Origin of the sequence: Paenibacillus turicensis, assembly GCF_050461185.1 — a bacterium.
Taxonomy (GTDB): domain Bacteria; phylum Bacillota; class Bacilli; order Paenibacillales; family Paenibacillaceae; genus Fontibacillus; species Fontibacillus turicensis_A.
Window position 1 is genome coordinate 186,946 of record NZ_JBCMOR010000006.1, and the last position, 24,423, is coordinate 211,368.

At 40.3% G+C, this 24,423-nt stretch carries 21 protein-coding genes and 1 tRNA gene; 7 read left to right on the top strand and 15 right to left on the bottom strand.

Annotated features, from left to right (window positions below):
* The first annotated feature begins 65 nt into the window (after positions 1-65).
* Genes ABE099_RS12105 through glpK form a run of 3 tightly spaced genes read left to right on the top strand, consistent with a single transcriptional unit; the run spans position 66 to position 3,441 of the window.
* Positions 66-908, top strand: a complete 843-nt coding sequence (locus ABE099_RS12105; RefSeq protein ID WP_430030970.1) for a transketolase — start codon at positions 66-68, stop codon at positions 906-908.
* Positions 909-955: 47 nt separating this feature from the next.
* On the top strand, positions 956-1,891 hold the full coding sequence (locus tag ABE099_RS12110; protein ID WP_430031099.1) for a transketolase family protein: 936 nt from the start codon (positions 956-958) through the stop codon (positions 1,889-1,891).
* Positions 1,892-1,902: 11 nt separating this feature from the next.
* Positions 1,903-3,441 carry a glycerol kinase GlpK gene (gene glpK / locus ABE099_RS12115; RefSeq protein WP_430030973.1) on the top strand — a complete coding sequence of 513 codons (1,539 nt, stop codon included), beginning with the start codon at positions 1,903-1,905 and terminating at the stop codon, positions 3,439-3,441.
* Positions 3,442-3,579: 138 nt separating this feature from the next.
* Here glpK and eno read toward each other — a convergent pair whose 3' ends face one another.
* From eno to ABE099_RS12145, 6 genes are all read right to left on the bottom strand, one after another.
* Positions 3,580-4,866: a phosphopyruvate hydratase gene (gene eno / locus ABE099_RS12120; protein WP_210090124.1), complete on the bottom strand. Its 1,287-nt coding sequence runs from the start codon at positions 4,864-4,866 to the stop codon at positions 3,580-3,582.
* A gap of 99 nt (positions 4,867-4,965) precedes the next feature.
* Positions 4,966-6,507: a 2,3-bisphosphoglycerate-independent phosphoglycerate mutase gene (gene gpmI, locus ABE099_RS12125; RefSeq protein WP_430030975.1), complete on the bottom strand. Its 1,542-nt coding sequence runs from the start codon at positions 6,505-6,507 to the stop codon at positions 4,966-4,968.
* 1 nt (position 6,508) lies between these two features.
* A complete protein-coding gene (gene tpiA / locus ABE099_RS12130) occupies positions 6,509-7,261 on the bottom strand; it encodes a triose-phosphate isomerase (protein WP_430030977.1) in 753 nt (250 codons plus the stop codon).
* Between the two features lie 61 nt (positions 7,262-7,322).
* Complete coding sequence (locus ABE099_RS12135; RefSeq protein ID WP_430030979.1) at positions 7,323-8,504, bottom strand: phosphoglycerate kinase; 1,182 nt, start codon at positions 8,502-8,504, stop codon at positions 7,323-7,325.
* Between the two features lie 245 nt (positions 8,505-8,749).
* Positions 8,750-9,760, bottom strand: coding sequence for a type I glyceraldehyde-3-phosphate dehydrogenase (gene gap / locus ABE099_RS12140; RefSeq protein ID WP_430030982.1), 1,011 nt, complete (start codon positions 9,758-9,760; stop codon positions 8,750-8,752).
* Positions 9,761-9,849: 89 nt separating this feature from the next.
* Positions 9,850-10,887 (bottom strand): sugar-binding transcriptional regulator, encoded by a 1,038-nt coding sequence (locus tag ABE099_RS12145; RefSeq protein ID WP_430030984.1) that lies wholly within the window; start codon positions 10,885-10,887, stop codon positions 9,850-9,852.
* Positions 10,888-11,568: 681 nt separating this feature from the next.
* Between ABE099_RS12145 and ABE099_RS12150 the strand changes: the two genes are divergently transcribed.
* From ABE099_RS12150 to ABE099_RS12165, 4 genes are all read left to right on the top strand, one after another.
* Positions 11,569-11,640 (top strand) — tRNA-Arg (locus ABE099_RS12150).
* A 270-nt stretch (positions 11,641-11,910) separates the two neighbouring features.
* The gene (gene clpP / locus ABE099_RS12155; RefSeq protein WP_210090130.1) at positions 11,911-12,507 is read left to right on the top strand and encodes an ATP-dependent Clp endopeptidase proteolytic subunit ClpP; all 597 of its coding nucleotides are present in this window, start codon (positions 11,911-11,913) and stop codon (positions 12,505-12,507) included.
* A gap of 157 nt (positions 12,508-12,664) precedes the next feature.
* The gene (gene ade, locus ABE099_RS12160) at positions 12,665-14,461 is read left to right on the top strand and encodes an adenine deaminase (protein WP_430030986.1); all 1,797 of its coding nucleotides are present in this window, start codon (positions 12,665-12,667) and stop codon (positions 14,459-14,461) included.
* Between the two features lie 308 nt (positions 14,462-14,769).
* A complete protein-coding gene (locus ABE099_RS12165) occupies positions 14,770-15,144 on the top strand; it encodes a hypothetical protein (protein WP_430030988.1) in 375 nt (124 codons plus the stop codon).
* A gap of 8 nt (positions 15,145-15,152) precedes the next feature.
* Here the strand turns inward: ABE099_RS12165 and ABE099_RS12170 are convergent, their stop codons facing one another.
* The 9 genes from ABE099_RS12170 to whiA form a co-directional block, all read right to left on the bottom strand.
* On the bottom strand, positions 15,153-16,367 hold the full coding sequence (locus tag ABE099_RS12170) for a GDSL-type esterase/lipase family protein (protein WP_430030990.1): 1,215 nt from the start codon (positions 16,365-16,367) through the stop codon (positions 15,153-15,155).
* 245 nt (positions 16,368-16,612) lie between these two features.
* Positions 16,613-17,713, bottom strand: coding sequence for a PdaC/SigV domain-containing protein (locus ABE099_RS12175; protein ID WP_430030992.1), 1,101 nt, complete (start codon positions 17,711-17,713; stop codon positions 16,613-16,615).
* 312 nt (positions 17,714-18,025) lie between these two features.
* Entirely contained in the window at positions 18,026-19,066 is a 1,041-nt protein-coding gene (locus tag ABE099_RS12180) for an ABC transporter substrate-binding protein (RefSeq protein ID WP_430031101.1), read from the bottom strand.
* Positions 19,067-19,138: 72 nt separating this feature from the next.
* Positions 19,139-19,945, bottom strand: coding sequence for an ABC transporter permease (locus ABE099_RS12185; protein WP_430030995.1), 807 nt, complete (start codon positions 19,943-19,945; stop codon positions 19,139-19,141).
* A 1-nt stretch (position 19,946) separates the two neighbouring features.
* Positions 19,947-20,795: an ABC transporter permease gene (locus tag ABE099_RS12190; protein WP_430030997.1), complete on the bottom strand. Its 849-nt coding sequence runs from the start codon at positions 20,793-20,795 to the stop codon at positions 19,947-19,949.
* A complete protein-coding gene (locus tag ABE099_RS12195) occupies positions 20,792-21,763 on the bottom strand; it encodes an ABC transporter ATP-binding protein (protein WP_430031000.1) in 972 nt (323 codons plus the stop codon). Before ABE099_RS12195 ends, ABE099_RS12190 begins: the two co-directional genes overlap by 4 nt.
* Positions 21,764-22,023: 260 nt before the next feature.
* Positions 22,024-22,782: an SIMPL domain-containing protein gene (locus tag ABE099_RS12200; RefSeq protein ID WP_430031002.1), complete on the bottom strand. Its 759-nt coding sequence runs from the start codon at positions 22,780-22,782 to the stop codon at positions 22,024-22,026.
* 222 nt (positions 22,783-23,004) lie between these two features.
* Positions 23,005-23,274 carry an HPr family phosphocarrier protein gene (locus ABE099_RS12205; protein ID WP_091235902.1) on the bottom strand — a complete coding sequence of 90 codons (270 nt, stop codon included), beginning with the start codon at positions 23,272-23,274 and terminating at the stop codon, positions 23,005-23,007.
* Between the two features lie 218 nt (positions 23,275-23,492).
* Positions 23,493-24,422: a DNA-binding protein WhiA gene (gene whiA, locus ABE099_RS12210; RefSeq protein WP_430031005.1), complete on the bottom strand. Its 930-nt coding sequence runs from the start codon at positions 24,420-24,422 to the stop codon at positions 23,493-23,495.
* Position 24,423 lies beyond the last annotated feature (1 nt).

Genomic DNA, 24,423 nt, shown 5'->3' on the forward strand with positions numbered 1-24,423 from the left:
TTAAGCGGCTTAAACAAATCACTGCAAACTTTACTTTCACTTCTACCTATGGGAGGGCACTTGTAATGGATACACTCCAACTAAAAATAAAGGCAGCACAAATTCGCAAAGACCTACTCACAATCATTCATCGAGCCAAAACAGGACACACTGGAGGTTCATTAAGCAATACAGATATTTTGACTGCACTTTATTATGAAATTATGAATATTGATCCTGCTCAACCAGATATGAACAATCGCGATCGATTTATCGCTAGTAAAGGACATTCTGTTGAATCGCTCTGGTGCATACTTGCTGATCTTGGCTTTTTCCCAAAAGAAGAATTGCTTACCTTCAGTCAATTTGGCACACGACTCATCGGACATCCCAATAATAAAGTACCTGGGATTGAAATGAATACAGGTGCACTTGGGCATGGCTTACCGATCTCCGTAGGGATGGCACTTGCCGCGAAACGAGATGGCGCCTCCTATCGAGTATTTTGCCTCATGGGCGATGGCGAGCAAGCCGAAGGCTCTAACTGGGAAGCAGCGATGGCTGGTGCACATTACAAGCTAGATAACTTGGTGGGCATCATTGACCGTAATCGATTGCAAATCAGTGGAAGTACAGAGGAAGTCATGGGGCTTGAACCATTAGAGGATAAATGGACCGCATTTGGCTGGAACGTTGTATCTATCGATGGAAACGATATGGAGCAATTACTTCAAGCCTTCCGCGCTGTTCCTGAGGTACAAGGCAAACCAACCTTAATTATGGCAAATACGGTGAAAGGCAAAGGCGTCTCCTTTGCAGAAAATGTGCCTGCATGGCACCATTACGTGCCAAATGATGAAGAGCTTGCACTCGCACATGCTGAGCTACAAAGCTACATCGATGAATTAACTGCGAAAGGTCAGGTGTAACGATCATGACTAATACAACGAATTCGATAAATACCTCGAATAATAAGATGAATAAAATCCCAAACCGTCAAGTTATTTGTGAAACACTCATGGAATTAGCAAAGTCCGATCAAGATATTACCGTGTTAGCAAGTGATTCTCGTGGTTCAGCTGCAATGGCTCCATTTGCAAGCACCTTTCCCCAGCAATTCGTCGAGGTTGGCATTGCTGAACAAAATATTGTAGGCATGGCAGCAGGTCTAGCGCATAGTGGTAAAAAGACATTTGTTACCTCACCTGCTTGCTTCCTAAGTATGCGAAGTATTGAGCAAATCAAGGTTGATGTCGCCTATTCTCGTACAAATGTAAAGCTCATTGGTATTAGTGGTGGTGTAAGTTATGGCGCACTTGGTATGTCTCACCATTCCTTGCAGGATATCGCTGTGGCTCGTGCCATTCCGGGTTTAGCCATCGTGCTTCCCGCAGATCGGCATGAGACAAAAAAATTAACCGAAGCGCTAGTTAATTATGACGGTGGCGTATATGTCCGTATTGGACGTAACGCAGTTGAGGATGTATATGAATCTGATGATTACCCATTTGAAATCGGGAAAGCTGTAGCTTTGAAGGAAGGCAACGACATTACGATTATCGCTACAGGTGAAACGGTACGGATCGCTGTGGACGCTGCTGAAATGTTAGATGCAGAGGGAATCAAGGCAAGAGTGCTAAATATGCATACCATTAAACCACTGGATGAAGCTGCGATTATTGCAGCAGCTAACGAAACAGGTGCAATCATAACTGTGGAAGAACATAGCATTTATGGTGGTCTAGGTGCTGCTGTAGCTGAGGTTGTCGTGCAACACCAACCAGTTCCAATGAAGGTGCTTGGTATTCCAGATGAACCTGCAATTGCAGGGAAAACGAGCGAAGTATTTCAGCATTATGGCATTACGAAGGAAAACATCAAACAAATTGCGCTTGATTTGATAGGTAGATAAGGGTGAGTTCAATGACACGCAATCAAAAATATATATTATCCATCGATCAAAGCACCTCAGGCACTAAAACATTATTGGTAAATCAACAAGGCGAGGTGATCGCTCGCTCCGCTAAAGAGCACAGTCAAATTTATCCTAGACCTGGTTGGGTAGAGCATGATCCCCTTGAAATCTATGAAAATGTTAAACACTGTATGCAGGATGTTATGAAAAAGGCTGCTGTTAGCCCTGATGATCTGGCTGCTGTGACAATAACAAATCAGCGTGAAACAGCGGTCATGTGGGATAAGGAAACTGGTTTACCTATTCATAATGCAATTGTGTGGCAATGCCAACGAACTGCTGAGGCTTGTAAGCAGCTACAGGAAAACGGTTTTGAAGGTGTCGTTAAAGCTAAAACAGGGTTATTAATTGACCCTTATTTTTCAGCAACGAAATTTAGTTGGATGCTTAAACATGTAGATGGCGCACCTCAGTTAGTAGATCAAAATCGTCTACTCGCAGGTACGATGGATAGTTGGCTACTTTGGAAGCTAACAAGGGGTACCTCTCATGTCACAGACTACTCTAACGCTAGCCGAACTTCCCTTTTTAATATCCATACCTTGCAATGGGATGAGGAACTTAGCACATTATTTGGGGTACCACTCTCTATATTGCCAAAGGTAGAGCACTCTGACTCCATTGTTGGATATATAAATGATAAGACTATTTTTGATCCTATTTCTAATCACAATTCTACCGCAAATACTCCAATTCCAATTCCAATTCCAATTACAGGATTAATCGGGGATTCACAGGGCGCCTTGTTTGGACATTTATGCTTTGAACCAGGAACAGCCAAAGCCACTTACGGAACAGGTACTTCACTTCTAATGAATGTAGGGGAGCAACCTGTTGATGGTGGAGAAGGACTTGTGACCACAATCGCTTGGGGTGCTGACGGTAAAGTTACCTATGCTTTGGAGGCGGTCATTCGATCCTCAGGGGATAGTATTAAATGGACGCGCGATAATTTAGGCTTATTTACTACCTTTGAAGAAATGCAGCAATTAGTGGATAGCCTACCTTCCAATGAGGGTGTGTATCTTGTTCCAGCATTTGTAGGCTTAGGCGTCCCTTATTGGGATCCTTGTGCCCGTGCGGCTATTGTTGGCATGAATCGCGGAAGTACAAAAGCACACATAATTCGTGCGGCACTGGAAAGCACCACTTATCAAATTCGTGATGCTGTAGATTTCATGCAGGAGCAATCCAGCGTCTCCTTCACAAGCCTACGTACAGACGGAGGGGCTTCTGCTAACCGTTGGCTCATGCAATTTCAGGCTGATATTTTGGGACAAACCGTTATACGCTCTACCTGTCCTGAATTGTCTGCATTAGGTTCTGTTTACCTTGGTGGTGTTGCTGTTGGTTTCTGGAGCGATTTTGATCATCTACCCCATGATCAGAACCTATATGAGTTGTTTCAGCCCACGATGCCAGAGACAATGCGGGAAGATAATTATGATGGCTGGAAAAAAGCAGTACATTCGATCGTTTCTCAATAAATTGAGTTATAGTATGGTTTGCAAGTGCAAGTAATATTGCTCCTAGTCTTAAATGATATTATGAATAAAAAAAGAGGAATTGTCCTAACTCGCCTGCAGACGAGTTATGGACAATTCCTCTTATACTATAAGCAATTATTATTTGCTCAAGTTGTAGAAAGATTTCAAGCCGTGGTATTGAGCCAATTCACCCAATTGATCTTCGATACGAAGCAATTGGTTGTACTTCGCAATACGGTCAGTACGGGAAGGCGCACCAGTTTTGATTTGACCAGCGTTAGTTGCTACAGCGATGTCAGCAATTGTGCTGTCTTCGGATTCACCAGAACGGTGAGATACTACTGCTGTGTAACCAGCACGTTTAGCCATTTCGATTGCATCGAAAGTTTCAGTCAATGTACCGATTTGGTTAACTTTGATCAAGATAGAGTTACCGATACCATCTTTGATACCTTTAGCTAGACGCTCAGTGTTTGTAACGAACAAGTCGTCACCAACGAGTTGAATTTTGTTACCCAATTTTTCAGTAAGCAATTTCCAACCTTCCCAATCGTCTTCAGAGCAACCATCTTCGATTGTGATGATTGGGTATTTATCAACCCAAGAAGCAAGCAAGTCAACGAATTCAGCTGGAGTGAAGGATTTTCCTTCGCCTTCAAGGTGGTATTTACCATCTTTGAAGAATTCAGTAGAAGCTACGTCCATACCAAGCAATACGTCTTCACCTGGTTTGTAGCCTGCTTTTTCGATTGCTTCCATGATGGAAGACAATGCATCTTCATTAGAAGTAAAGTTAGGTGCAAATCCACCTTCGTCACCTACAGCAGTGTTTAAGCCTTTACCTTTAAGTACAGACTTCAAGCTGTGGAAGATTTCAGCTCCCATACGAAGTGCTTCTTTGAAGGAAGGAGCGCCTACAGGCAATACCATGAACTCTTGAACGTCAACGTTGTTGTCAGCGTGAGCGCCACCATTAACGATGTTCATCATAGGTACTGGCAATTGTTTAGCGTTGAATCCACCAAGGTAAACATAAAGTGGCAAGTCAAGTGCATCTGCTGCTGCACGAGCTACAGCCATAGATACAGCTAGAATTGCGTTAGCACCCAATTTACCTTTGTTATGTGTACCGTCCAAAGCGATCATCGCTTTGTCGATTCCTAATTGGTCAAGTGCATCCATACCAATTACTTCAGGAGCGATTTTTTCATTTACGTTCTCAACTGCTTTCAAAACACCTTTGCCTACGTAACGGTTTTTGTCTTCATCACGAAGCTCAACTGCTTCATGCGCACCAGTGGAAGCACCAGATGGTACGATTGCGCGGCCGATTGCACCGGACTCTAAATATACTTCTACTTCAACCGTTGGGTTACCGCGTGAGTCTAGGACTTCGCGAGCGTATACGTCAGAAATAATTGTCATTGTATATGTCTCCTTTTGTGGTTAAATTTATCACTATATATTTTACATCAGACTTGTCTTAACTGCTAATCAACATGCACCAAAACAAGACAAAACATACTACTTGCGACTAGCAATCATGGATTCACCTGTCATTTCAGCAGGCTTAGGCAAGCCCATCAAATCAAGTAACGTTGGCGCAACGTCAGCAAGAATACCGCTCTCACGAAGAACAACATCTTTGCTTGTTACGATAAATGGTACAGGATTAGTAGTATGAGCTGTAAACGGACGACCGTTTTCATCAAATACCATATCCGCATTACCATGGTCTGCAATAATGATGACAACGCCACCTTTTGCAGTAACGGCATCTACCACTTTACCAACACATTCATCTGTCACTTCAACTGCCTTTTTAGTAGGCTCTAGCATACCAGAGTGTCCTACCATATCAGGGTTAGCAAAGTTCAAAATGATCGCATCATGCTTATCTGCATCAATTTCCTTTACACAAGCTTCAGCTACTTCATATGCACTCATTTCAGGCTGGAGATCATACGTTGCAACTTTAGGTGAGTTAATCAAAATACGAGTTTCACCTGGAAGCTCTACATCACGTCCACCACTAAAGAAGAACGTAACGTGAGGATATTTTTCAGTTTCAGCAATACGAAGCTGCTTCTTACCGTGTTGTACCAATACTTCACCAAAAGTATTGTCTAAGTTTTTAGGCGAATAGGCAACAAAACCATCTACTGATTCAGCAAACAAGGTTAAGCACACGAAATGCAAGCCTTCTGGGAACTTAGGTCCACGGTCAAAACCACGGAAATCCTTGTTAGTGAAAACATTCGACAATTGGATCGCACGGTCAGGACGGAAGTTAAGGAAAATAACAGAATCGCCTGATTCAACAAGACCAACAGGTTGATCCTTATCATCTACGATTACAGTTGGCATTACGAATTCATCAAATACTGATTTTTCATAAGATTCCTCAACTGCTTTAAGTGCATCGGTATATTTAGGGCCTTCACCATAAACCATAGCACGATATGATTTTTCTACACGTTCCCAACGTTTGTCACGATCCATTGCATAATAACGTCCTTGAACCGTTGCGATTTTGCCTACACCAACCTCTTCAATTTTAGCAATCAAAGATTTAATGAAGCCCACCGCACTGTCTGGAGCAACGTCACGTCCGTCAAGGAAAGCATGGATGTAAACATCCTGTAAATCTTCCTTTTTAGCCAAGTCAAGCATCGCAAATAGATGATCGATATGACTGTGTACGCCACCGTCAGACAACAAGCCATACAAATGTAGCTTTTTGCCGTTTTGTTTTGCACTACGAACTGCTGCAACTAATGTTTCGTTGTCGAAAAATTCACCATCGCGAATGGACTTAGAAATCCGAGTCAAATCTTGATATACGATACGTCCTGCACCGATATTCAAGTGACCTACTTCAGAGTTACCCATTTGTCCTTCTGGAAGGCCTACAGCTTCACCGCAAGCAGTTAGCGTAGTGTTAGGGTATTCTTTTAAGTAACGGTCGTAGTTCGGCTTGTTCGCTTGCGCTACTGCGTTACCTTCAGTTGTATTACGAAGTCCAAATCCGTCCATAATAATTAATGCTACTGGTTTTGGAGCCATCTTACTTTGCCCCCTCAACTAACTGAATATAAGATTCAGGCTGCAAGCTAGCTCCGCCTACCAAAGCACCATCGATGTCGCTTTGTCCCATATATTCCTTCACATTCTCAGGCTTCACGCTACCGCCGTATTGAATACGAATTTTGTCAGCTACTTCATTATTGTAAAGGTCTTTTACCAAGCTACGAATGTAAGCAATCACTTCATTAGCATCTTGAGAAGTAGAAGATTTACCAGTACCAATCGCCCAAATTGGCTCATAAGCAATAACAACTTGTGCTGCTTGCTCAGCGGATAAACCGTTAAGTGCTGCTGTTGTTTGTACTTTTACAACCTCTTTAGTTTGGCCTGCTTCACGCTCTTCCAACTTTTCACCCACACATGGAATTGGAGTTAAGCCATGTTTGAATGCGGCATGAACTTTTTTGTTTACAATTTCATCAGTTTCGCCAAAGTAAGCACGACGCTCAGAGTGTCCAATAATGACATAATCAACGCCAAGCTCCTTTAACATTCCACCACTGATTTCGCCTGTAAACGCACCTTCGTCTTCAAAATGAAGGTTCTGAGCGCCAATCTTGATTGACGTTCCTTTAGCTGCTTCTACTAAAGCAGGCAAGTTCGTGAATGGTGCACAAATCACACTTTCCACGCCACTAACCTCCGCTTTTCCCTTAATACCTTGGAAAAAAGCAGTTGCTTCAGAAACAGTTTTGAACATCTTCCAGTTTCCTGCAATAATCGGTGTTCTCAATGCGGTTCACTCCTTACTCTATTTAAGTCAGACCCTAGATGGCCATAAACTGCGAACAGTTTTATTTATCGTTTAAAGCAACAACGCCTGGAAGTGCTTTACCTTCCATAAACTCAAGAGAAGCACCGCCACCAGTAGAGATATGATCCATTTGGCTAGCAAGATTAAATTTCTCTGCTGCTGCTGCGGAGTCACCACCACCAATAATGGTGTAGCCTTCAGTTGTTGCACAAGCTTGTGCAACTTCTTTTGTTCCGTTTGCGAAAATATCAATTTCAAATACGCCCATTGGTCCGTTCCATACTACCAATTTGGAGTTTTTGATAATATCTGCATACATTGCACGTGTTTTAGGACCGATATCCACGCCTTCCCAATCCGCAGGAATGCTATCGATACCTACTTCTTTATGATTAGCATTTGCACTAAAGTCATCTGCAATCACAACGTCTACTGGTAATACAAAGTTTTTACCAAGCTTTTTCGCCTTTTCAATGAAGCCAAGGGATGCATCAAGCTTCGTATCATCTAACAAGGATTGGCCAATTTCATAACCTTGAGCCTTGAAGAACGTATAAGCAAGACCGCCACCAATCAATACATTATCAGCGATGTTAAGCAAGTTATCGATCACATCGATTTTATCCTTAACTTTTGATCCACCGATAATAGCAGTGAAAGGACGATCTGGATTAGACAATGCTTTACCAAGCACGTTTAATTCTTTTTCCATCAACAAGCCGGATACAGCTGGAAGATGATGAGCGATACCTTCTGTGGAAGCATGAGCACGGTGAGCTGCGCCAAATGCATCATTTACGAACAAATCAGCAAGCTCTGCAAATTGCTTCGCAAGTTCTGGATCATTTTTTTCTTCACCAGGGTAGAAACGTACATTTTCAAGCACTAATACATCGCCATTGTTAAGCTCAGCAACTTTTGCTTTTGCAGCGTCGCCAATCGCTTCGTCTGCTTTTGCTACTGGTTTACCAAGCAACTCAGACAAACGTTCAGCCGCTTTAGTCAAACGCATAGATTCAACAACTTCACCTTTTGGACGACCAAGATGGCTCGCCAAAATGATTTTTGCACCGTTTTCAATCAAATACTTGATTGTTGGAAGTGTTTCACGAATCCGAGTATCATCTGTAATAACTCCATCTTGCATCGGTACATTAAAATCAACGCGGACAAATACGCGTTTGCCTGTTACTTCTACATCACGTACACTCTTTTTGTTCATCTCCACGTTCCTCCTAATAGATATGCAGCCCATTCCTCGCAGGTCGCTCAAAACGGCGCAAATAGTAGTAATAGTAATCCTAATTAGCTCTTATGCTCTTATATTTATTGCTCTTATCTCTATAAAAATAAAAATCTATGTGTGTGTGAATGTCGATTTTTATTCATGAACCAAAGAGGAGTGCTTCGAAAGGTCACTCCTCTTTGATATTTTCAAATCATATTTATAAGGTAACTATTTTAATATTAGTTAGCTTTTTTAGCGAAGAATTCCAAAGTACGAACCAATTGAGCAGTGTAAGACATTTCATTGTCATACCAAGCAACAGTTTTAACCAATTGTTTGTCGCCAACAGTTAATACTTTAGTTTGAGTTGCATCAAATAGGGAACCATAAGTGATTCCTTTAATGTCAGAAGATACGATTTCATCTTCAGTGTAACCATAAGTTTCTGGATCAGAAGCAGCTTTCATCGCTTCGTTGATTTCAGCAACAGTTACTTTTTTGTCAAGAACAGTTACAAGCTCAGTCAATGAACCAGTTGCTACAGGAACACGTTGAGCAGCTCCGTCTAATTTACCTTGCAATGAAGGGATAACTAGACCGATTGCTTTAGCAGCACCAGTTGTGTTAGGGATGATGTTTTCAGCAGCTGCACGCGCACGACGGAAGTCACCTTTAGCATGTGGAGCATCCAAAGTGTTTTGGTCGCCAGTGTAAGCATGGATTGTTGTCATCAAACCTTCAACAACTCCGAATTTCTCTTCAAGAACTTTAGCCATAGGAGCTAGACAGTTCGTTGTGCAAGAAGCACCGGAGATAACTGTTTCAGAACCATCCAAAATTTCATGGTTAACGTTGTAAACAACAGTTTTCATGTCGCCAGTAGCAGGTGCGGAGATAACAACTTTTTTAGCTCCACCTTTAAGGTGCTTTTCAGCGCCTTCTTTAGTTGTGAAGAAACCAGTACATTCAAGTACGATATCAACACCAAGGTCGCCCCAAGGCAATTCTTCAGGGTTACGGTTAGCAAGAACTTTAACGTCTTTACCGTTTACTTTAAAGAAACCATCGTGTACTTCAACGTCGCCGTCGAATTTACCTTGTGTTGTGTCATATTTCAACAAATGAGCCAACATTTTAGCGTCTGTTAGGTCATTGATCGCTACCACTTCGATACCTTCCACGTTTTGAATACGACGGAAAGCTAAACGTCCAATACGGCCAAATCCATTAATACCTACTTTTACAGTCATGAATAGATCCTCCCAAAAGTATGTTTTTTTTATTAATCAAAGCAGGTAATGAAGCCTGCCATGAGTAAACAAGAAGTAATAAATCAATACTAATTATGTTCATGCATAGCTACGATTTCTAGTGCAGCAGCTTCATCTGTCACAAGAATATCCTCATGCCCAAATTTCAGCACTGCATGTATCGCTTTTGCCTTGCTTTTTCCACCAACAACTCCGATTACAGTTCCAGTGTCCATAATATCCTCTAGGCGCAGACCTAATGTGAGCATTTTATGAATCACTTTGCCCTCCTCATTGAAATAAAATCCAAATGATTCAGCAACTGCCCCGTGTTTGTGAAGATCCTGTACAAAAGACGGTTCCAACTTTCGTCTTGCCGCCATCTCCATTGCATCACCAATACCATGTACGATAATGTCCGCCTTGCGGATTTGATCAACTATACTATGCACATTCGGATCGTGAACAAGTGATTCATACGCTTCCTTGCCTAATAAATCAGGTACATGTAGTAAGCTATAACCTGCACCTAGCTTCTTAGCCATTGCAGAAGCAATCGTATTCGCTTGAATTTCCAAGCTCTCATTCAGCCCACCTCTTGCTGGTACAAACCAGCTTTGCTTCAGCGATGTATTACTAGGCGGATTTAATTGTTCAGCCACCTTAGCCAACGTGGAGCCACCGGTCACCGCAACAACATCGCCATCGTGTATTACTTTTAGCAATGTCTTTGCGCCAGCTCTTCCAAGGTTATGCTTAATTAATGGAGAACTCTCACAATCTCCTGGTACAATGACCACCTTACGCAATCCGTAAAGCTGCTTGATCTTATCCTCTAAATTGGCTAGGCCGAAAATCTCCTTCACCAGAGGCTCCAAATTTTCCAACAGAGCTCTGCCTGAATCACTGATTCTCATTCCTATATTCTCAATTTCAATTAGGCCCTGCGTCTTCAAAAGATCCGTCTCGGCACGCAATACACGTTCCGTCATATCCAGTGAAGTTGCTAAGGTTCTACGGCCAATTACGTCAGATAACATGATCTGGTGAAGTATGGTGTACCTCTTTTTGAGAATTTCCATGAGATCAGGAAGAAGCTGCTGCTGCAATTCTAAAATTTTACGCATGCTTTTTCACTCCTGCAAGCTTCGACTTCTCTCGTCTTCTCCTTGGCCCTAAAATGTCCCGGGTTAACGTTTTAAGTCCCACATATATTCTAACCAATTTTTGTGTTAGTTGCAAGCCCAACGACCGTATAATTTGCAATATTAACCTTAGTTATACAGGATAAATGTAAAAGGTTAACTATTTGTTTTTTATGTATATGTAAAAGTATTTTTTGCTCTGAACAAGATATGGCGCATAACCACGCTAAAAGGGTCTACATATAGGATAAGCGATCAGATTAGTAACGAAGTAATTATCCAATTGTTAAATAAAATAAATTTAAAATATCTATAGCTCTATTAAATTAGTACTTGCCCGCGATTGGGGGTGGTAGCTACGATCCAGAGCGTTCTTACGATTGTTGTTAAAATCATATTCCTTTTATTAAAGTATATTTATGGATGGAATTTGATTTTAAGAGACAATCTTCAGAATCTCTCTGTCTCTTCGCTAGCTTGGGTTAGCGGTCAAGCACTAATTGCAAGATTGAACCATAAATATATTTATTTCTCAGATGGTAAGTTTCACATTAATGTATTCATTCACATTAAAATTAGTATGGTTATATCTTAAACACGGTTTGGTTTCTGCTTGCTTTTTAACCTAAAATCTCATATAATAGCTCTTGCACTATCAAATTTGCGCCCGTGGTCCAATGGATATGACGTAGGCCTCCGGAGCCTGAGATCGAGGTTCAATTCCTCGCGGGCGCGTTCTACCCAAGTTTTTACTTTCCTTCATGATAACACAGCTTGTACTACAGATTCCCCTTTGGGAATTTTTTATTAGTTAAAGTTTGACTTTCTTTGACTTTCTTTTTGAAATTGTTTATTATGGGGTTGTAATCAATCAAATTGGTCAAAAATAAGATTGACCTAACCCATGAAACTACAATTATATACAAGGGAGTAGCCTGCTATTACCACTCATAAGAGTTTGGTAGTCAGTGATGTGCTATATCCACATTCAAGGAGGTTTTATCAGTGAGTTATATTCCAATGGTTGTTGAACAAAGTAACCGCGGTGAGCGTGCCTATGACATTTATTCCAGACTACTGAAAGACCGGATTATTTTCCTCGGCTCCCAGGTTAATGATGTTGTAGCTAATTCGATCATTGCACAAATGTTATTCTTGGATGCTCAGGACCCAACGAAGGACATTAGCCTTTACATTAATAGTCCTGGCGGTTCTATCACAGCAGGGATGGCAATTTATGATACGATGCAATATATTAAAGCAGATGTATCAACAATCTGTGTAGGTCTTGCGGCTTCAATGGGTGCATTTTTATTAAATGCAGGTGCACCAGGCAAACGTTTTGCTTTGCCGAACAGTGAAGTGATGATTCACCAACCACTCGGTGGTGCAGAAGGGCAAGCGACAGATATTGAAATTCGTGCACGCCGTATTTTGCAAATGCGCGATAAATTGAACAAGATTTTAGCAGAACGTACAGGTCAACCTTTAGAGCGTATCGAAAAGGATACAGACCGTGACTACTTTATGAGTGCACATGCTGCTAAGGAATATGGTCTTGTAGACCAAGTTATTGAAAAGATCGCCCCTGAAAAGGCATAAAACGCAAATACTTTAACAAATAAGGCTGTCTTTGTACGAGGATGATTCCACGACAAGGGCAGCTTTTTAATTAATGCTTTCCATATGAAGTAGCTTTTTGTATAATTCCATTTAATATTTATTTTTAATAATTACCCAAAAAAGGAGCCAGCTATTCATGCCACAATCAAGCTATGAGCCGTTATATAAGGTCAGTCAGAAATTAGGTCAAGTTGCGTTAGGCAACCAATGCGCAGACCTTGTTATTAAAAACGGAAAGCTAGTTAACGTATATACAGGCGAAATATTAGAGAATATTGATGTTGCAATTGCACAAGGCAGGGTGGCATTTGTAGGACAAGCGGATCATACCATTGGCGACAATACTAGGGTAATTGATGCACAGGGAAAGTACATTTCCCCTGGCTTATTAGATGGACACATGCATGTAGAAAGTACAATGTTAACTGTTACCGAATTTGCAAAAGTTGCCTTAACTAAGGGCACGACTGCTATTTTTATGGACCCGCACGAAATCGCAAACGTATTTGGCGCAGAAGGTGTTCGCTGGATGCATGAAGAAGGTCGAAATTTACCGCTACGCGTGTATACGACGTTCCCATCTTGTGTACCTGCTACAGATGATCTTGAGGATGCTGGTGCATCGCTAAAGGTTGCAGATATTGAGCAAGGTATGACTTGGGATGGTGTAGAAGGCTTAGGTGAAGTGATGAATTTCCCTGGCGTTGCTTATGGGGATGACAAAATGCATGGCGAGATTGCCGCTACGTTAAAGGCAGGTAAAACCGTTACAGGCCATTTCCCTGCGGAAGATGAGCGTATGCTACAAGCGTATGTCACTTCTGGTGCAAGCTCTTGCCACGAGTCAGTAACGAAGCAGCAAGGGCTGGAAAAGCTACGTCTAGGTATGTACTTAATGATCCGTGAAGGCTCTGCATGGCAAGATGTAAAAGAGGTTATTAAAGTGGTCACAGAGGATCATGCCAGCACCGATCAAATTTTGTTAGTCACTGACGATGCTTACCCTCAAACCTTGATGGAGCAAGGACATATGAATCATGTTGTACGTCGTGCAATCGAAGAAGGCGTCTCCCCTGTTCAGGCGATTCAAATGGCGACGATTAATACTGCTCGTTATTTTAAGCTTGATGGCGATCTAGGTGGAATTGCACCAGGAAAATTTGGAGATATTCTACTCATTGATGATCTAGAAAAAATGGAGCCGTCCACTGTCATTGCACATGGCAAGGTTATTTATAATGATGGTAAGCTACTTGCGAACTTCCCTAGCTATCAATATCCTGACAAGGCAAAACAATCCCTTCATTTAGCTAGACCACTCGTAGCGGAGGATTTCTCTTTAGCTAGCAAAGTGGACAAAAGCGAAACAACCGTCCATGTCATTGATGTCATTGAGAATAGTGCACGCACAGCCAAAACGACAGCTACGCTTCAAGTGAAGGAAGGGATGATACAACCTGATCTTGAGCAGGATATTATTCAGCTTGCTTGTATTGAGAGACATCGTGGCACAGGTGAAATCTCATTAGCATTTGCACGTGGTTTTGGGCTTAAACAAGGTGCAGTAGCCTCAACAGTAGCCCACGATAGTCACAATTTGCTTGTGATGGGTACAAATGCAGGGGATATGGCATTTGCAGCCAATGAGTTGGCGAAGCTGGGTGGCGGTATGATTGCTGTTTGTAATGGTGAAATCCTAGCGGCTGTTCCAATGGTCATTGCAGGCTTAATCTCCGATCAGCCCCTTGGCAACGTCGTAGCACAGGTTAAGCAGCTTGAAGAAGCATGGAAGCAACTAGGTTCACCTCTTCATGCCCCATTTATGACATTGTCATTAATCGCATTGCCTGTCATCCCTGAGGTACGAATTACAAATCGCGGCTTAGCAGATGTGAATGAATTTAAGCTGATTGATGTAGAAATATTGGATTAAAAATAAAAACCAGATCCCTCATTATCAACAAAGGCTTTACTTAAGGATAATGTAGGCATCTGGTTTGTTTGTTGTTAATACATCAATTTGGAAACAAATATCAGTTTGAAACGTTATATAGGCAACTAACTTTTTAGTCTCTAAGAATTACATATTTGCCAAATCACAAAATTAAAATTAGCGGATAGGAGATCTTTAACTATGTTCCAAAAAAAGCTCCCCTTTTTATTAACTTTAGCTCTATTCCTATTGTGTGCTGGCATCGTAAGTGCCAATGCTGATAAACTCGTCACACCACAAAGCTAGAGGTGGCTACAAGCAAGCCAATCCAAGCCGTTGAACAAAATGCACTAGAAATGTCAAAACTCATCATTCACGATTACTTTACTGCAATTCAGGCAAAGGGGAATGCTGAGGGAGCTGCATTAGAGCATTTTTCTATAGGTAAAGTAGATGTTAGTAACCCTGATGAAATCATAGTGGAAGTTACTTTAAAGTATGTGAACTATGAAGTTTGGCCACCTGTTAACTACTCTATCATTAGAATAGACGATACGTATCAAGTTCAAAAGCAAATTTGTGTTTATGATGGTGATCCAGACTCCCCCACTAGAGGAACTGTCAGCGTTAATAAGCTCTATACAATCAATAAGGGTTCAATATCTATAAGATCAAATCATTAAGGCACGATTTATTGAATAATCCCCACCAACCCTAATCTAAAGTTAAACCCTTGGCATGCAGGATCATTACTATGGACAACCTCTAGCTCAACATAGTGCTCACCAACGGCTAGCGTCTCTGCTAATGTATTTAAACGTAACCAGCCTCCACTTCCCACCCAATCAGGTTGATCAAGCTGTACGATAACCCATTCTCCGTTATCAATCCGATATTTAAAATCTGCAGATGCTTTGCCAAAATCAAATGCTAACGCCACACCACGCCCCTTAAAAGTAAAGGACAGCTTAGCGCCAATCGTATTTGTTTCTAGTACATGATCAAACCACTCATAATCAAGCCAACGTTTCATAACCCAAGGCCCCTCAGTGCAAATTGAGTCAAGTGACATTACTTTTGCAGACTGCCAATGCGAAAACTCAAGTGGCTCAGGCAAGTTGTAACTTAAAATGGGAAGTTCTTTTACAGATGCGCTGGAGTCACCGAAAAAATCAACTAGCTGTGTCTCTAAAAAAGCAATTACACTTTGCGCATAACTATAGCTCCCACGAGAGGTTGGATGGAGACCATCTGGTAGCCATTCCTCCCAGCGCATCAAGCCACGTTGCACCTCCCCAAAAGCATATTTGCCCATCCAAATACTATTCAAATTATAATTCTGGGCTAATTGTTCAAATTCTGCGATTGAAGGCGGGAGCTGCTCTGCCAGCATTGGCTCACACATACTTTGGCTAAATGTATATACCAAAATTACATCAGGACATAGCTCACATAACTCCATCTGGTTGATTGACCGATCCATCGCCTTCCCATCCGTTATTACATTGCTATTCGGAATTTCATCATCTTCACTAGCAAGTAATTTACGAATTAAGCCTTCTCTTGTTGCCATCCGCCTCTGCGTAGGTACGCCTTCATCATTTACAGCGTAATCCACAAAAATTAAATCACAACCTCGATCAAGCAAATCACGTTTTGCCCGGAATACAGCTAAATCACTCCCAGTTGCACCAATCGCAGCATTTTCAACTACAATTTTAATCCCTTTAAAACGATCTACAAACCAAGCGGTAACAGCCTCAGGCCAATTATGTCTAGGTCTTCCGTCAGTAATGGAACCTCCAATAAAACCGATAACTAGCTTGCCTTCTTTAATTTTTTTCTCTGTACGTGCCAACCTGCTGCGAACATTCCATATTCCCATATCCTTTGCTTGCTGTCCCACAGTATAACCCTCTTCCCCTATAAAAATTGATATAAGTTACCTTTTCTATTCTTTTTCACGATATAAAAATCCTTTTACAGTTATCGTATGCACTACAACTTCACCACAACTTCAGATAAATTCCTAAGTAATTCTTTCAACAAAAAAAGAGCATCTCCAATCACCCATTTCTGGTTACGGAGATGCCCCACCATAAAATTGTTAAGTGTAGCTATTTACTATTGAAGCAGCATTTTAATTTTTAGCTATTTACAAGCTTCAAACGGGTTTGCTCCTGCTGGTAGCAATTCACTAAATGGAAAATAAAACTCTGGGAAGCCAAATACATAAGGTAAATACTCATATAGTTGGAAGAAAATAACGACCCCTTCATCCTTTAAATAAAAATCAGGATTAGGGCCAACCGTCGTGAAGTTATTAAAGTATCCTTCGGTCTTTTTAAGCTGCTGCAAAATTTGTGGATCTACAATTTTACGATAGTTTGGGTTAGCGGACAAAATCTGATCAAGTGTTAGCAGCTTCCCATTACTTAAGCAAAAGGTTAAGCCCTCTCTAATGCTATTCCCATGAGCTCCACCTGTATAAGCATAGGTCTGTTCAAGAATACTGAGCACACCTTCACGGTTAAATGTAACTGTATAGTTGCCTAAATACTCATATTTGCTTCCATTTGGTGAAGGCTGACTATTTTTAGCTTCTTTAATTGAATTTTTAACAAATTCATCTGCCCTTGATTTTAACTGCTTATTAATTGATTTTTCTGCTTTCTTATTGTCTAACCCACTAATCTGTGGATATTCTACTTTAATTGTCGCTTCAGGTATGTCTTTCTCAATCGTTACAGTTGAAATTGTAATTGGATTTAGCTTATGTTTTGTTAACGCAAGGGTTTGATTTGCTTCATTATATTGAGAAGTATATCCTAAATGATCAGTGATCACCTTCGCAGAAACATAAGGTTGCTCCCCAACCTGCTTCCATTCGTAGGGCGTAATTTGCGTACTCCCATTCACAACTGCATTGGCTTCTCCATCTGTGGGTGTTAAAACCACTGCAACTTGATCACGTTGTAAAATATAGCTTTTTTTCTCTGTATCATAATTCACAGAAATATGGAGCCCTTTCTCGATCAACTGTAATGGAAGCAATACACCCTCTTCCCCCATTATACCTTGCTGCTGTAATGGCTTGCCTTTGACCGTTACCGTAACTAAAGTCACCGTTTTATTATCTGTTCTTAACGGTTCCTTTTCTTCAGGCTGTGCATTAACGAAGCTAATTAATGAACTACAAGTTAATATTACAATCAACATCGCAGAAACTACTGTTTTATGCCACTTTCTCATTGATGCTATTCACTCCTTTTTTTGGATGCCCCTAGTATTTCCGCAACAAGAAGTAATTATGTTTGTTCCTGGCTCTATTTAATAATTAGTACATGCAAGTGAGTGTTAGCTACGGTGCAGAGGGTGGCTTCGCTATTTTGGCTTTAGCAGTCAAGTACTAATCTCTAGATTGAGCCTCTTTCCTAATTTTCTTTTATATATCAAAGGAAAACAAAAGAAAAACACCCTGAACAAATCATGTCTTCCTACCATGGATTAACTCCAAATAGCAGTCTAACTTCTTCAAAGGTGTTCTTCTTATTGTTATTACTGTTATCGTCCACTCTTCAGTTCTGTCCAATAACGATCATATAAATCTAACTTTTCACCTACATCGCCTAGCCACTCTGTGCGAGACAACTCATCTGGAGACAAATTAATCATCTTGTCATTGTTGTAGGCTTCACTATGGAATGGCTTCGCCTTCGTATTTGGATCACTATAGCCAATGGACTCATAGTTTTTAGCACTATTTTCAGGATCAAGCATAAAGTTAATGAACTTCTCGGCTAATTCCTTATTTTTAGCACCCTTTGGAATCGCATAGTTATCGGCAAAAATTGTACCGCCTTCTTTAGGTACAACATATGCCACATCAGGATTTTGCTTTGCAATAAAAGAGGCATCCCCAGACCATACTGTTGCGATCCAGCCTTCCTCTGACATCATTTTTTGTTTAATATTGTCAGTATCAAAGGCAAGTACATTAGGTAATAACGCCTTCAAATCGTTGACTGCCGCAGTAATTTCAGTTTCATTTTGTGAGCTATTAGAAAGGCCCGCCTTTTTAAGCGCCATCCCAATCACCTCACGGTTATCATCTAATAAGATGACCTTCCCAGCATAAGCCGGGTTCCATAAGTCCGACCAACTCGTAATTTCTTCTTTTACATACTTTTTGTTATATGCAATCCCTGTGACACCTGACATATATACTAATGAATACTTGTTTTCAGGATCAAAGGGTGGATTTTTATAAATATCAGCAATATTGGTCCAATTCGGGATATTATCTTTATTAAGCGGCTCCAGCAAATCCTGCTGGATCATCGTTTTCACCATATAATCGGAAGGCTGAATGAGGTCATATCCTCCTCCACCTGCTTTTATTTTAGCAAGCAAATCTTCATTATTGGCAAAAACAGCATAGTTTACTTTCACATTGTATTCCTTTTCAAACGCCGCTAATACTTCACCATCAAAGTTATCCGCCCAGCTATACACGTTTAGCGTTTCCTTTGAAGATGAAGCCCCACATCCTGCAAGAATAGAACCAAGTAACATTACAGCTAGACATATACTAGCCCATTTCATTTTTTTCAATTCCTTATCTCCCTCTCTTTCATAAAGCTGTTTATTTATAAACCAGTCGGCTTACATGTAATTTTAAAATGGTAACACAGATTGCTTTTTTTGTCCCTTGCCACGATTTAAAATAAATTGCGCCAAAAGGATTAAAGTAATACTTACAACAATTAAAATGGTACATAAAGCATTGATTTCCGGGGAAATACCACGCTTAACCTGCCCATAAATATAAATGGGTAACGTAGTTGACGTAGGTCCACTCACAAAAAAGCTGATCATAAAGTCATCTAATGACAATGTAAAAGCAATTAAAGCCCCTGAAATAATCGCAGGCGAAATTTGTGGAAAAATGACATATCTAAACGTTTGCCACGAACCAGCGCCTAAATCACTCGCTGCCTCTTCTAATTGCTTACCCATCCCTGCCAATCTAGACGCCACGACCACATACACATAAGATAAGCTAAACGTAATATGCGCGATAATAATCGTACTTTGGCCTAATGGGATATGGATTTGATTAAACAAAACTAATAATGATAAACCCATGATAATATCGGGTACAATGATGGGCATATACAACAATGCCCCCATCCCCTTTGTCCAACGTCTAGATAGCTTTCGCATTGCTAATGCTGCTAATGTACCGAGTATAGTAGAGAAAACCGTTGATACAATTGCAATCGTTAAGCTATTGCTTAATGCCTCTAGGACATGTCGGTTTTTAAACAAAGAGAAATACCAGTCAAAGGTAAATCCACTCCAATCCGCCGCCAAACGCGATGAGTTAAAGGAATACAAAATAATAATTATAATTGGAATATAAATAAATGACATCATTAGTAGGGAATGCACTGCGAGCAGGCGATGATTTTTAGTTTTCATGTCATCGGCCCTCCTTCGCAGTTAAATGTTTGGCTGTCATTGCACGATTAAATAATGCGATTAAAATTAAAGACGTGATGACAAATATAACTGATAATGCTGCACCAAATGGCCAATTTCGCGCCCCAAGGAATTGACTTTGAATAATGTTGCTTATCATTGCAGATTTCGCTCCGCCCAAAATATCTGTGACGACAAACATCCCTGTTGTCGATACATATACAAGAACAGCGCCCGTCATAATGCCTGACTTTGTCTGAGGTAATGTCACATGCCAAAATGCACGCCAGCTTGTTGCTCCAAGATCACTTGCCGCCTCCAATAGCTTTTTGTCCATTTGTTCTATTGCGACATAAATCGGCAAAACCATAAATGGAATAAAGGTATACACCATACCAAGCAAAACCGCACCTTTGGTATATAGCATTTGTAACGGTTCCCCAATCCATCCAAGGTCGATGAGCAAATTATTTACAACCCCCTGTGTACGCAGCAATAACACCCAAGCATATGTACGAATAAGGAAGTTAATCCAGAATGGGACTGTAATTAAAATGAGACCCCACGTTCTTATCTTTGTACTTGCATTTGCAATATAATAAGCTAGTGGGTAGCTTAGTAAAAGACATAATACAGTTGTAGTTACAGACAATACAATCGTATCCCAATAAATCCCTAAATACAGGGGCTCAAAAAAACGTTTGTAGCCTTCCAAATTAAAGCCCATAACAACGTTACCAAGTGTATCTCGGCTCATAAAAGAAATCACAACAACAATCAGCATCGGGACAACTAGAAACAACCCTAGCCAAAAGATGATCGGCATAATACCCCAATTGGATTTTCTCATGATCCGACAATCACCTCGTCTTCCGCTTTCCAGCTAACCCCTATACGTTGTCCAATATGCCACGAGTTATCTTGATTAAGATCCAATACAATCGATACCTTCATAGGCTCCTGATCAAGCTGTACCACTAGTTTATGAACACTTCCAAGATAAAGCACATCTGTAATAACACCCGTATATTTATATTGCTCCAAATTATGAGGTTGTGCACTAAGCTTCTCTGGTCTTAATGCAATCATGACACCGTCTTTGGCAAATATATTATTTTCCCCTACAAAAGTAGCCGCAAATAACGTTGCAGGTGTCTCATAAATTTCGCGTGGTGAGCCAATCTGTTCTACTTTCCCATGATTCATTATGACGATCCGATCAGATAACATCATCGCTTCCTCTTGATCATGTGTAACATATACAAACGTAATTCCTAGACTGCGCTGTAATTGCTTAAGCTCAGCCTGTAGGCTTTTTCTTAACTGAAGGTCAAGCGCCCCAAGTGGTTCATCTAACAATAACACCTTTGGTTTATTTGCAATGGCACGCGCAATAGCCACCCGTTGTTGTTGTCCACCGGATAGCTGATGAGGGAAACGTTTTGTAAGTGCACTTAACTGTGTCATTTCAGTAGCTTCTTGAATACGTTTTGTTTGCTCTTGTTTCGAAAGCTTTTTCATTTTAAGACCAAAGGCGATATTATCCTCCACGGTCATATGTGGAAATAAGGCATAGTGCTGAAAAACAAGATTTAAATCTCTTCGATTAGGTGGAAGCTCCGTTAAATCTAATCCATCTAACATAATTTGACCACTTGTAGGCTGCTCAAAGCCAGCAAGCATACGTAAAATTGTCGTTTTACCACAGCCGCTTGGGCCAAGTAGAGTTAAAAACTCCCCTTCTTCGATCGTTAGTGATAATGGATGTACAACAGCTTGACCACCAAAGTTCTTAGTCACTTCAGATAGCGCAATCATTGGGACACCAGCTCCTTTGCAATTTTTGTTTTAACTATAAAACAAGCCATATCCGTAGGGATGGCTTGTTGATTTTGTATAAATTGGTTCCTCATAATTTTGCATATTCACTATACCTTGTTTTGACCTAGGTTACAATAGTTTTCTACGAAGCAAAAGAGATGGCTACATGGAAACTTAATAACCAAACGCTAATTTTAAAGACAAAGAGCCTTGTGTAGATTACACAAAGCCCTTGTGAACTAAAAGCTATAGACTGACTATTTCAACTCATAAACAACATTCAAACTCATCTTAACGTTAATCTCACCAATTTCTACCGTTGTGCGATCTGCAGTACTTCCCATTGCCTGTGCTTTTTCTAACATTTGATAATTTTGTACATATAGGGAGGAATCACTACCCGATTGACTAATAGAAAGCTCAGTACCTAACTGACGGCCGGAAGATTTAGCAATAGCTTTTGCTCTATTATTTGCATTTTTCATCGCTTTTTCGATTACTTCTGCTTCAAATTGTTCTGGGTTCTCAATTCCGAAATTAACATTATTGATCTGGTTTGCGCCTGCTTCAGAAACAGCATCCAGTAATTGTCCAACTTTATCTAAATCACGATAAGTAATTTGCAACATATGGGATGAGCTATATCCTTTAATTTTTTGTCCATCTTTTTCAGAATATGTGTAATTCGGTTGTACATAAAAATCTCCTGTTTTTAAATCCTTGCCGCTAATTTTCCATTGATCCTTAAGTACAGCCGTTAGCTTAGTAATTTTTGCTGCTGTTCCAGCTTGTGCTGCTTTTGCTGTAGCTGCCTCTGTCTTCACTCCGATTGATAAATAAGCGATATCAGGCTTAACGGAAATTTCACCATTACCCACCACACTTATAATACTTTTGTTTTGCTGTACTGCATCCGCTGCCAATGCTCGATTTGCAAATACCCCTGTTGAAGCTGTTCCAAACAATAATACACCTGCCACAAGTGTTGCACCTACTGGCTTTAACCATGTTTTCATCACTTTCCGCCTCCATTTTCAAATAAAATTATTTTAAAATTAACTACAATATTTTTTTCCTTTGTTGTAACCTCTGACGGTGTAGCGTATTTAAATGTTGCAATTCAAAATAATTGTAGTTGAAAAAAATACTTCAAAATTAAAGTTGTTATAAATTAACATTAAAATTTATCAAAAAAGAGTAGCTTCGCAAATGCGAAACTACCCTTTTATTTTGGTTCATTATTGGTTTTCTAATTCTTCTTTGCTTACTAAACTGATTAGAGCGTTTGCTGCCTGTTCAGCATCTGCACCCTCGGCACTGATATAAATTTCTGTTCCGGTGCTGATGGCAAGGCTCATAATCCCCATGATACTTTTAGCATTTACTTTTTTATCATCTTTTTCAACGAAAATTTCTGATGAATATTTGTTCGCTTCTTGAACGAAAAGTGCTGCTGGACGAGCATGAAGTCCCGTTTTTAGTCGAACGGTCACTGGGTTTTTAACCATGAAACCTTACCCCCTATTACGAATTCAAACAACGTATCTCTTAACCTAAACAATTTGCATAACTAATTAGATCACTCTTAGATACAATATTTACGAATTGAACCGTTTTCGTAAATTTGTATTGCTAATTTAGAAGGCGCTAATACATTTATGCAAGCTGCTTCTCTAATACATTATAATTAATATCATTATAGCATATCCAGTAAGTAAGAAACTACCTAAGACCCACGAATTTTTTCTGCAAGCTCATCAATCTTACGTAATCTATGGTTTACACCTGATTTGCTAACGGTTCCTTTAAGTAATTCGCCAACTTCCTTTAAGTTCATATCTGGATGTGCTAAGCGTACCTCAGCAACCTCTTTTAGTTTTTCCGGCAAATTTTCTAAACCGATTTTTTTCTGGAGAAATTTAATATTATCGATTTGTCTAACAGCAGCACCGATCGTTTTATTGAGGTTTGCAGTTTCACAATTTACGATACGATTAACTGAATTCCGCATATCTCGCATGATTCGCACATCCTCAAACTTAAATAAAGCTTGATGTGCGCCAATGATACTAAGCAGCTCGATAATTTTTTCACCCTCTTTGATATAAAAAATGAATCCTTTTTTACGCTCAATAAAGCGAGCATTTAATTCAAATTCATTAGCTAAATCGACGAGTGCCTTGCAATGCTCCTCATACATTGAGGCAATTTCTAAATGATAAGAGGAACCTTCTGGATTATTCACAGACCCACCCGCCATAAATGCTCCACGTAAATAAGCCCGCTTACAACAGTTTTTCCGAGTGAGGTCAGGATTAATCCCTGAATTAAAAACAAAACCCTCTGAAACAATTTTTAAGCTCTGTAATATCTCTTGTACTTTGCCTGGAATTCTTACGATGTATACATTATTTTTCTTCAAGCGCATTTTTTTACGAACAAGCAATTCGGTATGAATCTGAAAATGCTTTTTAATTAACGAATAGATGCGCCTTGCAATCGCGGCATTTTCCGTAGAAATATCCAAAACCACCTTCTTATTCGAAACCTGAACAGCGCCATTCATCCGAATAAGTGCTGATAACTCGGCTTGTTCACAGCAAGGTTCAGCTTCAAACATCGTTAGCTCTTTTTTGGTTTGTGCCGCAAACGACAAG